The sequence below is a fragment of the Rhodococcus sp. 1168 genome (assembly GCF_002091955.1).
Lineage (GTDB): Bacteria > Actinomycetota > Actinomycetes > Mycobacteriales > Mycobacteriaceae > Rhodococcoides.
This window is the reverse complement of record NZ_MKKY01000071.1, coordinates 1-12,327: the sequence shown is the minus strand read 5'-3', so window position 1 is coordinate 12,327 and position 12,327 is coordinate 1. Positions and strand designations below refer to the sequence as shown.

Genomic DNA, 12,327 nt, shown 5'->3' with positions numbered 1-12,327 from the left:
CGTGCCCCTGACTCCGGTTCTCAGTGACTACTGGGACGATCCGCAATCGTGGACCCTGGAAACCTATCTGCGCCACGGCGGCTACGAGGGTCTGCATAGAGCGCTGTCGATGCCCGAGGACGACGTCATCGCCACGGTCAAGGATTCCGGTCTTCGAGGTCGCGGCGGGGCAGGCTTCCCGACGGGAATGAAGTGGAGTTTCATTCCGCAGGAGGACGGTAAGGCGCACTACCTGGTGGTCAACGCGGACGAGTCGGAGCCCGGCACGTGTAAGGACATGCCGCTGCTCCTGGCGACACCGCAGGTGTTGCTCGAGGGAATCGTCATCGCTTGCTATGCAATTCGAGCGCATCGTGCGTACATCTACCTTCGCGGCGAAGTGGTTCCGGTACTACGGAGACTGCATGCCGCGGTTGCCGAGGCCTATGCGGCGGGATATCTGGGACGCGACATCCTGGGCAGCGGTTTCGATCTCGAGGTGATCGTGCACGCCGGCGCCGGCGCCTATATCTGCGGCGAGGAGACCGCTCAATTGGATTCGCTCGAAGGCAAACGCGGGCAGCCTCGCCTCCGTCCGCCGTTTCCTGCCGTCGCCGGTCTCTACGCGCGCCCGACTGTGGTGAACAACGTCGAGTCGATCGCCAGTGTCCCCGCTGTACTACGCAACGGCGTCGACTGGTTTCGGTCGATGGGGACCGAAAAGTCGCCGGGCTTCACCCTTTACTCGTTGTCGGGCCACGTCACCCAACCCGGCCAGTACGAGGCTCCGCTCGGAATTACGTTGCGCGAGTTGCTCGGTTACGCGGGCGGAGTCCGCGCGGGTCACACCCTGAAGTTTTGGACACCGGGTGGATCCTCGACACCGATATTCACCGACGAACACCTCGACGTCGCCTTGGACTACGAAGGTGTCGCCGCCGCCGGTTCGATGCTCGGAACCAAAGCGCTGCAGATCTTCGACGAAACCACCTGCGTGGTCCGCGCGGTGAGACGGTGGACCGAGTTCTATGCGCACGAGTCCTGCGGCAAGTGCACGCCATGCCGGGAGGGCACCTACTGGCTGGTCGGGATCTACGCGCGGCTCGAGACCGGGCAGGGCACACTCGCCGACCTCGATACCCTGCTCGACGTCTCCGACAGCATCCTCGGAAAGGCATTCTGTGCGCTCGGCGACGGCGCAGTCAGTCCGATCACTTCCTCGCTGAAGTACTTTCGCGAGGAATACCTCGAACACCTGGGTAAGCCGTGCCCGTTCGACCCACATCGTTCGACCCTGATGGCGGGAGCACTCACCTCATGACCACCACGACGGAGACTGTGACTATCAGCATCGACGGTATCGAGGTCCGTGTGCCTGCAGGCACATTGGTCATTCGAGCAGCTGAACTGAGCGGAATTCAGATCCCCCGATTCTGCGATCACCCGCTGCTCGAGCCGGTAGGCGCATGCCGTCAGTGTCTCGTCGAGGTGGAAGGGCAACGTAAGTTGCTCGCCTCGTGCACCACTACGGTGACGGAGGGAATGGTGATCCATACCCAGCAGAGCTCGCTCGTAGCCGCCAAGGCACAGCGAGGTGTCATGGAGCTACTACTCATCAATCACCCACTCGATTGCCCGGTCTGCGACAAGGGCGGTGAGTGTCCGCTACAGAACCAGGCGATGTCCGCCGGCCGTTCCGAGTCCCGATTCATCGAGGTCAAACGCACTTTCCAGAAGCCGATACCGTTGTCCTCGCAAGTGCTGCTGGATCGTGAACGGTGTGTGCTGTGCGCACGGTGTACTCGTTTCTCTCAGCAGATAGCCGGGGACCCGTTCATCGAGTTACTCGAGCGCGGCGCGCTGGAACAGGTCGGAATCTACGAGAACGAACCGTTCGAATCCTATTTCTCAGGAAACACCGTTCAGGTGTGTCCCGTCGGAGCGCTCACCGGCGCTGCATACCGATTCCGAGCACGCCCCTACGACCTGGTCTCCACGCCCAGTACCTGCGAGCATTGCGCGAGTGGGTGTGCCCAACGCACCGACCATCGTCGCGGAAAAGTACTGCGCCGGTTGGCCGGTGACGATCCCGCCGTCAACGAGGAATGGAACTGCGACAAGGGTCGCTGGGCATTCACCTACGCAACCGAACGCGACCGACTCACCACTCCCCTGGTTCGAAACGACAACGGCGCGTTGGAACCGGCGTCGTGGTCGGAGGCTTTGGCAGTGGCTGCACGCGGGCTCGTCGCGGCCGGCCGCGACGTTGGAGTTCTCGCCGGTGGGCGGGTGACCCACGAAGACGCGTACGCATACTCGAAATTCACTCGAATCGTGCTCGACAACAACAACATCGACTTCCGAGCGCGGGCCCATTCGGTGGAAGAAAGCGAGTTCCTTGCTGCATGCGTCGCCGGGCGGTCGTTGGCGGTGACGTACGACGATCTCGAGCAGGCGCCCGCCGTTCTCCTGCTCTCCTTCGAACCGGAAGAGGAATCACCGATCGTATTCCTGCGTTTGCGAAAAGCTGTGCGAACCCGCGGGCAACGAGTGGTCTCGATCGCGCCGTTTGCCTCCGCAGGCGTGAAAAAGCTTGGTGCCCAGCTGTTGCAGTGCGCTCCCACCGGTGAGATCGGGGTACTCGAGGCACTGTCGAACCGTGAAGAGATCGACCTCTTCCGTCGGGCCGGTGCAGTCGTGATCGTCGGCGAACGACTCGCGTGCACACCCGGAGGACTGTCGGCAGCGCTCCGTTTCGCGAAGTCGACGGGCGCGAAACTGGCTTGGATTCCCCGACGAGCAGGCGATCGCGGTGCCATCGAGGCCGGCGCGATGCCGAATGTTCTGCCGGGCGGGCGCCCGGTGATCGACCAGCGGGCTCGGACAGAGATGGCCGACATGTGGGGCGTGAGCGGGCTACCCGATGTCGCCGGACTCGGCACGAGTGAGCTACTCGACGCGGTATCGACTCGGTCCCTTCGCGCGCTCGTGATCGGCGGCGTCGAGTTGGCAGATCTTCCGGATCCAGCGGCAGCTGCCGCGGCCGTCGATAATGCCTCGTTCGTCGTCAGTCTCGAAATTCGAGCCAGCGACGTCACCGACCGTGCAGACGTCGTGTTTCCCGTTGCGACGGTGGCAGAGAAGGCAGGGACATTCCTCGATTGGGAGGGACGGTCACGGCCGTTCGAGGCAGCACTGACCGACGTTCGGGCTCTACCGGACAGTCGGGTTCTTCATGCTCTTGCCGCCGAAATGGGTGTCGACCTCGGCACCCCCGATGTCGCGGCCATCAGAGCCGAGCTTGCGGTGCTGTCGACGTGGAAGGGTGAGCCGGCCTCCCCGCCGAACCACCATGCCGCACTGGATGCGCCCCGTACAGCCGGCATCGGCGAAGCGGTCCTGACTACCTGGCGGATGCTCCTCGATTCGGGACGAATGCAGGACGGGGAACCGCACCTGGCCGGTACCGCACGTCGACCCGTCGTGCGTCTCTCGGTCGGGACTGCGCGGGAGAGTTCAGTCGGCGACGGCGATCTCGTCACTGTCCGATCCGAGCGGGGCACGGTGACACTTCCGCTGACGATCACCGATATGCCCGATCGTGTGGTGTGGGTCCCGATGCGTTCGGTTGGATCCCATGTGTACACCCAGTTGGGATCCGGCATCGGAACCGTAGTGCGTATCGAAGCAGCGAACGAGGTGATGTAGGTGATTCCTGGAATCGGACTCGACCCCTGGTGGCTCGTCATCGCCAAAGCGTTGGCCATCTTCGTCTTCCTCATCCTGACACCGTTGATGGCAATTCTCATCGAACGAAAGGTGATGGCGCGCATGCAGATGCGCGTCGGACCGAATCGCGTCGGACCTGGCGGCATACTGCAGAGTCTGGCCGACGGTGTGAAGTTGGCCCTCAAGGAAGGGATCATCCCCAAGGGCGTCGACAAGCCGATCTACCTGCTGGCGCCGGTCATTGCCGCCGTCCCGGCATTCATGGCTTTCGCGGTCATTCCGTTCGGCCCCGAAGTCTCGATATTCGGCCGGCTGACACCGCTCCAGCTCACCGACCTACCCGTCGGGGTGCTGTACATCCTGGCCGTCACGTCGGTGGGTGTGTACGGAATCGTGCTGGCCGGATGGTCCTCCGGCTCCACATACCCTCTCCTCGGCGGAATTCGGTCCACCGCTCAGGTCATTTCGTACGAGATTGCGATGGGGTTGTCTTTTACCGCCGTGTTCCTCCATGCGGGCACCATGTCGACCTCAGGAATCGTTGCAGCACAATCGAACACCTGGTACATCTTTCTGCTTTTCCCATCGTTTCTCATCTATCTGACCTCGATGGTCGGCGAAACCAACCGCGCCCCTTTCGACCTACCCGAAGCCGAAGGTGAGCTGGTGGGCGGCTTCCACACCGAGTACTCCTCGCTCAACTTCGCGATGTTCATGCTCGCCGAATACGTCAACATGGTCACTGTGTCGGCTCTCGCGACGACCCTGTTCCTCGGCGGCTGGCATGCGCCCTTCCCACTGAGCTTGTGGGACGGCGCGAATTCCGGATGGTGGCCCGTACTGTGGTTCACCCTCAAGGTATGGGGATTCCTGTTCGTGTTCATCTGGCTCCGCGCCACACTTCCGCGACTTCGATACGACCAATTCATGAATCTCGGCTGGAAGGTCCTGATTCCGGTGTCCCTGGTATGGATCATGCTCGTCGCGACGGTCCGAGCTTTGCGCATCGAAGGCTACGGATCGTGGACGGTCGCATTGTTCGTCGCGGGCGCAGTAGTCGCCGCTCTCGCCGTCGTCGCTCTTGTGCGCCGACGGCGACGCAAGCCGTCACCGCCGCCACCGACCGAGGCCGCTGGTCCCTCACCGTTCGATCCGATGGCCGGCGGCTTCCCGGTACCACCGATGCCCGGACAGAATCTTCCGACTGACGACAAGGAGCGAAGCGATGCCTGAATTTCTAGGCCCCGTAGCCGGATTCGGCGTGACGTTTGCGACGATGTTCAAGAAGCCGGTCACCGAGTTCTACCCGGAGGAGAAGGTTCCGACCGCGCGCCGCTACCACGGTCGGCATCAACTCAATCGGTACGCCGACGGGCTCGAGAAGTGCATCGGTTGCGAACTGTGTGCTTGGGCGTGCCCGGCCGATGCGATATACGTCGAAGGCGCCGACAACACCGAGGAGGAACGATTCTCTCCTGGTGAGCGGTACGGCCAGGTGTATCAAATCAATTACCTGCGCTGCATCGGATGCGGGTTGTGCATCGAAGCGTGTCCGACAAGGGCATTGACGATGACCAACGAATACGAACTCGCGGACGACAACAGAGCAGATCTGATCTACGAGAAGGATCGCCTGTTGGCTCCGTTGGAGCCTGGAATGGAGCCGGCCCCTCACCCCATGGCCGACAATGCCACGGCCGCGGACTATTACCGCGGCACGGTCCAGTGACCACATCGACCGCCGAGGCCGTCCAATTCTGGCTGCTCGGCGGGTTGGCCGTCCTCGGGGCGCTCGCAATGGTGTGCGCCTCCAAGGCAGTGTATTCGGCTCTTTTTCTGGCCGTGACGATGATCATTCTTGCCATCTTCTATATCGCTCAGGGAGCGCTCTTCCTCGGTGTCGTCCAAATAGTCGTCTACACCGGTGCCGTCATGATGCTGTTCTTGTTCGTTCTGATGCTCGTCGGTGTCGATTCCGCGGACTCGTTGGTCGAGACCCTGACGGGGCAGCGCCCTGCCGCCGTCGCGGCAGGAGTCGGGTTCGGTCTCGTACTGATCGGTGCTATCGGCAACGCATCGGTGGAGTCGGGCAGACCGGACTTCGTCGGACTCGACGACGCGAATTCGGGTGGCAATGTCGAGGGCCTGGCCGAGCTCATCTTTGTCCGGTACCTCTGGGCTTTCGAATTGACGGGCGCACTACTGATCATCGCTACGGTCGGTGCGATGGTGCTGGCCCATCGAGAGCACTTTCACCCCCGCAAGGGCCAACGGGAGTTGTCCGTGGAGCGATTCCGCGAAGGCACACACGTCACGCCCATGCCCAGCCCTGGCGTGTATGCAAGGCACAATGCCGTCGATTGGCCGGCTCGGTTGCCGGACGGATCGCCGTCGGAGCTCTCGATCAACCCGATGCACCGTGGACACCGAGGTGAGGCGCCGTGAATCCGGAGAACTACCTGTACCTCGCCGTGTTGCTCTTCACGATCGGCGCTGCGGGAGTACTGCTTCGACGCAACGCAATCGTGGTCTTCATGTGTGTCGAGTTGATGCTCAACGCTGCCAATCTCGCGTTCGTCACCTTCGCTCGTATGCACGGCAATCTCGACGGTCAGGTGTTCGCGTTTTTCACCATGGTCGTTGCCGCTGCCGAAGTCGTCGTGGGGCTCGCGATCATCATGACGATATTCCGTACTCGCCGATCTGCCTCTGTCGACGACGCGAATCTGCTGAAGTACTGATATGTGGCTACTACCGACCCTCCCGTTACTGGGCGCGGCCATCCTGCTGCTGTGCGGGCGCCGCGCTGACCGATGGGGACATATCTTCGGCACCGCCGTGGCGTCGGCGTCGTTCGTCGTCGCGGTCCTCGCCTTCGTGGAGATGCTCGGCCGAACCGCCGAGGACCGCGCCGTGAGCCAGACTTTGTTCCGGTGGATTCCCGTTGCCGATCTGCAGGTCGATTTCGGTCTGCAACTCGATCAGTTGTCGATCTGCTTCGTGTTGCTCATCACGGGGGTCGGTTCACTCATCCACATCTATGCAATCGGTTACATGCGCGAAGACCCCGATCGTCGACGATTCTTCGCATACCTCAACCTCTTCTTGGCCGCGATGCTCTTGCTTGTCATGGCCGACAACTTCCTCGGCCTGTACGTCGGGTGGGAAGGCGTGGGCCTCGCGTCGTATCTGCTCATCGGATTCTGGCAGTACAAGCCCTCGGCGGCCGCAGCAGCGAAAAAGGCGTTCGTCGTCAATCGCGTCGGTGACATCGGATTGATGATCGCGTTGATGATCATGTTCTCCACGTTCGGTGGCGTGTCCTTTTCCGAGGTGCTGACGGGGACCGATGCGGTGAGTGAGTCGACGCTGACCGCACTCGGTTTGGTGCTGCTCCTTGCGGCGTGCGGTAAGTCGGCCCAGGTGCCGCTTCAATCCTGGCTCGGCGACGCCATGGAAGGGCCGACCCCGGTGTCGGCACTCATCCACGCGGCCACGATGGTGACAGCAGGTGTGTACCTGATCATTCGGTCGGGACCGATCTTCACCGCGGCCCCAGCGGCTCAGACCGCGGTCGTCGTCGTAGGCGCGGTGACGCTCGTCTTCGGTGCGATCATCGGGTGCGCCAAGGACGACATCAAGAAGGCGTTGGCCGCATCGACGATGAGCCAGATCGGATACATGGTGCTCGCCGCCGGACTCGGCCCTGCCGGATACACCTTCGCGATCATGCTCCTACTCGCACACGGCTTCTTCAAGGCCGGCCTCTTCCTCGGTGCCGGGTCCGTCATGCACGGTATGAACGACGAAGTCGACATGCGCCGATACGGAGCGCTGCGGAAGTCGATGCCGATCACCTTCGTGACGTTCGGCCTCGGCTACCTCGCCATCATCGGTGTTCCACCTTTCTCCGGCTTCTTCGCCAAGGACAAGATCATCGAGGTCGCCTTCGGTGCAGGTGGCGTGGCCGGCGTCGTGCTCGGCGTCGTCACCCTGTTCGGAGCCGGTCTGACCGCGTTCTACATGACGCGGGTAATGCTGATGACCTTCTTCGGCACTGCGCGGTGGGCCCCCGATGCACACCCGCACGAGTCGCCTTCGGTGATGACCGGGCCGATGGTCGTGCTCGCGATCGGGTCGGTCGGTGCGGGGGCGCTGTTGACCCTCGGAGGATCGTTGACGTCATGGTTGGAGCCCGTTTTCGGCGAAGTCGAAGAGTCACACACACTTCCAGCCTGGCTGGTGACATCCATGGCGCTTGCTGTCGTCGCGGTCGGAGTACTCGTGGCGTACCTCCGCTATGCGCGATCGCCGATACCGACCACAGCACCTGAACCGGTCTCGCTGGTGACGACGGCGGCACGACGGGATCTGTACGGCGACGCCTTCAACGAGGCCGCTCTGATGCGTCCCGGCCAGAAGATCACCCAGGCCGCGAAGGTATTCGACGACACTGCAATCGACGGCGCCACCGTCGCTCTCGGGTCGATCATCGCAGCGGTATCGACCCGAATCCGCCGGCTGCAAACCGGTTTCGTACGTACCTACGCGCTGACGATGTTGCTCGGCACGGCTGTGTTCCTCGCGATGATGGTGGCGGTGATGGTGTGGTGAATTCCTTTCCTTGGTTGACGACATTGTGGGTGTTGCCGATCATCGGTGCGGCAGCTGCGCTTGCCATGCCGAAAGCACGGGCAGGGTGGGCGAAAGTAGTGGCGCTCGTGGCGTCGCTGCTCACACTCGTCGTCGCCGTAGTCGTGGCGGTTCGGTTCGAGCCTGGAGGCGCAAGGTACCAGTTCGTCGAATCCCATTCGTGGATCGAGGCATTCGGTGCCCGCTACGAGCTGGGGGTCGATGGCATTGCCGTGGTGTTGATCCTCCTGACCGCGGTTCTGCTGCCACTGCTTCTTGTTGCCGGGTGGAACGACCCACGGATCGGACGGTCGGCACACCTTTACGTCGCGTTGATTCTCGCTGTCGAATCGATGGTGTTGATGTCGTTCAGTGCCCTCGACATTTTGCTGTTCTACGTATTCTTCGAGGCGATGCTCATTCCGATGTACTTCCTCATCGGTGGGTTCGGCGGCACGCACCGCGCATCCGCAGCAGTGAAATTCCTGTTGTACAACCTCCTGGGTGGACTCGTCATGCTCGCTGCCGTCATCGGGTTGTACGTATGCACAGGAACATTCGACTTTCGAGAGATAGCAGCTTCCGCGGCAGCCGGCGATCTCGGAGTTTCACCTGGATTGCTCAATGCACTGTTCCTCGGCTTCATGTTCGCCTTCGCTGTGAAAGCCCCACTGTGGCCGTTCCATTCGTGGCTGCCGGGAGCCGCAGTCGAATCGACACCCGCAACGGCGGTACTGATGATGGCCGTCGTGGACAAAGTCGGAACATTCGGCATGCTCCGCTACTGCCTACAGCTCTTCCCCGACGCATCGAAATATTTCGCACCGCTCGTCGTGACGCTGGCAGTGATCGGAATCGTCTACGGCGCAATCCTTGCCATCGCTTCGACCGACGTCATGCGGTTGATCGCCTACACGTCGATCTCGCACTTCGGCTTCATCATCCTCGGGATCTTCGCTATGACCAGTCAGGGCCAGACCGGTTCGACGCTCTACATGGTCAATCACGGAATCTCCACTGCAGCATTGTTCCTCGTCGCCGGGTTCCTGGTTTCGCGTCGCGGCACGCGCGCGATCGACAGCTACGGCGGAATCCAGAAGGTCGCCCCGGTCCTCGCCGGTACCTTCCTCATTGCCGGCCTGGCGACTCTCTCGCTCCCCGGGTTGGCGCCTTTCGTCAGTGAATTCCTGGTCCTGATAGGAACGTTCACCCGCTACCAGGTTGCGGCAGTCGTCGCGACGTCAGCGCTCGTTCTGTCGGCCGTCTACATCCTGTGGCTCTATCAACGGGTCATGACCGGTCCACTCGAAAAAAAGAACGCCGATGTGCACGACCTCGTTCCACGCGAGCTGGCCGTGATGGTGCCATTGATAACGCTTCTGATCGTGTTGGGGCTGTACCCGAAACCGATCCTCGACATAATCTCGCCCGCGGTAGCGACGACGGTGATTTCGGTCGACTCCGACGATCTCACCGCTGACGGACAGGCAGGAATCAGATGACCGGTGACGCAGTTGTGGTGGCCCCGAGTATCGAGTACAGCCAGCTGGCACCGATGCTCATCATCTTCGGTGTCGCGGTTCTCGGAGTTCTCGTGGAGGCATTTCTTCCCAGGTCCGCCAGATATCCGGCACATGTCGGGCTCGCTATCGGTGGTATCGGCGCGGCTCTGGCAGCGGTTGTCGTGCTTGCGTTGTCCTTGGACGGAAGCGATTCCGCCGGCAGCCTTGCCATGATGGGTTCGGTTGTCATCGACCGCCCGGCATTGTTCTTGCAGGGAACCCTGTTGTTGATCGCGATCCCTTCGGTACTACTGATCGCCGAGCGAAGGGTCGAACCGAGCCTGGGCGCCGCGCCCAAGAAAGCGCCACCACGTGCGGATTCGTTTGCGCCACAAGCCTCGACTGTTCCAGGATCTCTGGCTGAGCGGCAAGCAACGCACGCCGGCGTCGCCCAGACCGAGGTGTTCCCGCTGACGATGTTCGCGTTGGGGGGCATGCTGCTGTTCCCGGCTTCGAACGATCTGTTGACCATGTTCGTTGCCCTCGAGGTCTTGTCACTTCCGCTCTATCTTCTCTGCGGACTCGCCCGACGAAGGCGCTTACTGTCACAGGAAGCGGCATTGAAGTATTTTCTTCTGGGCGCATTCTCTTCGGCCTTCTTCCTGTTCGGATCGGCGTTGCTGTACGGATACGCCGGCTCCGTCACGCTCGGTGATATCGGTGATGCTGTGTCCTTTGGCACCGGGAACGACGCCCTGGCGGTACTCGGTACCGCACTGGTGGGAGTCGGTCTCTTGTTCAAGATCGGTGCAATTCCTTTTCATTCGTGGATCCCCGACGTCTATCAGGGCGCCCCGACGCCGATCACGGCTTTCATGGCGGCAGCAACGAAGGTCGCCGCGTTCGGCGCTATGACGAGGGTCTTCTACGTAGCGCTACCGGATCTCCGTTCCGAATGGCGACCAGCGCTGTGGGCTGTGGCAATCGCAACGATGCTGATCGGCGCCATCCTGGCCGTGACACAGACCGACATCAAACGCATGCTCGCGTATTCGTCGATTACGCACGCCGGCTTCATTCTGACCGGATTCATCGCCGTCGACGCTGCCGGACTGTCCTCGACGCTGTTCTATCTGTTCGTCTACGGATTCAGCACTGTCGCGGCATTTGCAGTGGTTACAGTTGTTCGGGACGAGTTCGGTGAGGTCGGCGACATCTCACGCTGGGCGGGCTTGGGCAAACAGTCACCGTTGCTCGCCGGGGTCTTCGCACTGTTGTTATTGGCCTTCGCCGGAATTCCGCTGACAAGTGGTTTCTTTGGAAAGTTCGCTGTCTTTCAGGCAGCCGCGCAGAGTGGCGCAGCACCACTTGTCGTGGTGGGTGTAGTGAGCAGCGCGATTGCTGCGGTGTTCTACATCCGGGTGATCGTGCTGATGTTCTTCTCCGAGCCGGCTCCCACCGATAGCGGCACCGCGACGGTAGTGACTCCGAGCGTTGCTACAACCTTGACGATCGGAATCGGTGTGGGCGCGACCGTCGTCTTCGGTATTCTTCCCGGCCCGCTACTCGACCTCGCCGACCGAGCAGCGGTCTTCCTGAGCTAGGGCGGTGTGCTTTCCAACGGTGCGGTTAAGATCCGCACAATGCGGACAACAGCTACAAGATTGGTGGCGGGGGTCTGCCTGTCGATCTCGTTGTTGGGGTTGCTTGCCTACTTTTCTCGGGTCGACAACCGATATGTCGTGGCCCTCGCATCGTTCACACCGTTCCTTCTCTCCGTCTCGGTGATCGGCGCTGTTGTAGCCGCATTCGGACGACGATGGATCCTCTTCGCAGCGTCGGCGGCTGCTTTCGCGACGGGGGTCGGGCTTTTCGCTCCCTTGTACGTCCCCGGCTCGACCGCCGCAGCATCGGAGGATTCCACTGGCCCGACTCTGCGAATCATGCAGTCGAACCTCATGCTCGGGCTGGCCGATCCCGATCAGATCGTCCGCGAGGTCATCGATCGTGACATCGACATCCTCACCGTCCAAGAACTCACGAGCAGCGCCCTGAGTGGCCTCGACGCCGCGGGTCTGGAAGATCTGCTGCCCTACAAGTTCACCCGTCCCACCCCCGAAGGCGGAGGCGGCGCCGGCATCTACAGCCGCTTCCCACTGACGAACGAACGAGAACTACCGACGTTCCTGCTGTGGAACCTGTCCACCGACATCGACGTAGGCACCGGCCCGCCCATCCGGGTGTACTCGGTGCACCCCGTACCGCCCTACCCGTCCCCCACGCCGGTATGGGCCTCGGAAATGGAACTGCTGAAGCAGGAGGTGACGGCATCCGCGGGGCTACCCCGAGTGATAGTGAGCGGCGACTTCAACTCGACCTGGTCGCACAGCAGGTTTCGAGACATCGTGGATGTGGGCTACACCCAATACCGTTCAGTTAGTGCTGAATGACAGTGCATTGGGGTGACATTGTGGGTTGTGGATGG

The 12,327-nt window shown here is 61.7% G+C and carries 10 protein-coding genes; all 10 read left to right on the top strand.

Annotated elements, in window-relative coordinates; genetic code table 11:
- The first annotated feature begins 1 nt into the window (after position 1).
- Genes nuoF through BJI47_RS13885 form a run of 10 tightly spaced genes read left to right on the top strand, consistent with a single transcriptional unit; the run spans position 2 to position 12,292 of the window.
- The gene (gene nuoF, locus BJI47_RS13930; RefSeq protein ID WP_176224858.1) at positions 2 to 1,300 is read left to right on the top strand and encodes an NADH-quinone oxidoreductase subunit NuoF; all 1,299 of its coding nucleotides are present in this window, start codon (positions 2 to 4) and stop codon (positions 1,298 to 1,300) included.
- Positions 1,297 to 3,687, top strand: a complete 2,391-nt coding sequence (locus tag BJI47_RS13925; RefSeq protein WP_088944292.1) for an NADH-quinone oxidoreductase subunit G — start codon at positions 1,297 to 1,299, stop codon at positions 3,685 to 3,687. The genes nuoF and BJI47_RS13925 overlap by 4 nt, the downstream gene beginning before the upstream one ends.
- Positions 3,688 to 4,941 carry an NADH-quinone oxidoreductase subunit NuoH gene (nuoH, locus tag BJI47_RS13920; protein WP_088944291.1) on the top strand — a complete coding sequence of 418 codons (1,254 nt, stop codon included), beginning with the start codon at positions 3,688 to 3,690 and terminating at the stop codon, positions 4,939 to 4,941.
- Positions 4,934 to 5,437, top strand: a complete 504-nt coding sequence (gene nuoI / locus BJI47_RS13915) for an NADH-quinone oxidoreductase subunit NuoI (protein ID WP_088944290.1) — start codon at positions 4,934 to 4,936, stop codon at positions 5,435 to 5,437. Before nuoH ends, nuoI begins: the two co-directional genes overlap by 8 nt.
- Positions 5,434 to 6,153 carry an NADH-quinone oxidoreductase subunit J gene (locus BJI47_RS13910; RefSeq protein ID WP_088944289.1) on the top strand — a complete coding sequence of 240 codons (720 nt, stop codon included), beginning with the start codon at positions 5,434 to 5,436 and terminating at the stop codon, positions 6,151 to 6,153. The genes nuoI and BJI47_RS13910 overlap by 4 nt, the downstream gene beginning before the upstream one ends.
- The gene (gene nuoK, locus BJI47_RS13905) at positions 6,150 to 6,449 is read left to right on the top strand and encodes an NADH-quinone oxidoreductase subunit NuoK (RefSeq protein WP_088944288.1); all 300 of its coding nucleotides are present in this window, start codon (positions 6,150 to 6,152) and stop codon (positions 6,447 to 6,449) included. Before BJI47_RS13910 ends, nuoK begins: the two co-directional genes overlap by 4 nt.
- 1 nt (position 6,450) lies before the next feature.
- On the top strand, positions 6,451 to 8,322 hold the full coding sequence (gene nuoL / locus BJI47_RS13900) for an NADH-quinone oxidoreductase subunit L (protein ID WP_088944287.1): 1,872 nt from the start codon (positions 6,451 to 6,453) through the stop codon (positions 8,320 to 8,322).
- Complete coding sequence (locus BJI47_RS13895; RefSeq protein WP_176224857.1) at positions 8,319 to 9,842, top strand: NADH-quinone oxidoreductase subunit M; 1,524 nt, start codon at positions 8,319 to 8,321, stop codon at positions 9,840 to 9,842. The genes nuoL and BJI47_RS13895 overlap by 4 nt, the downstream gene beginning before the upstream one ends.
- Positions 9,839 to 11,446 (top strand): NADH-quinone oxidoreductase subunit NuoN, encoded by a 1,608-nt coding sequence (gene nuoN, locus BJI47_RS13890; protein WP_088944285.1) that lies wholly within the window; start codon positions 9,839 to 9,841, stop codon positions 11,444 to 11,446. Before BJI47_RS13895 ends, nuoN begins: the two co-directional genes overlap by 4 nt.
- Before the next feature lie 39 nt (positions 11,447 to 11,485).
- Positions 11,486 to 12,292 (top strand): endonuclease/exonuclease/phosphatase family protein, encoded by an 807-nt coding sequence (locus BJI47_RS13885; RefSeq protein WP_125458733.1) that lies wholly within the window; start codon positions 11,486 to 11,488, stop codon positions 12,290 to 12,292.
- Positions 12,293 to 12,327: the final 35 nt, after the last annotated feature.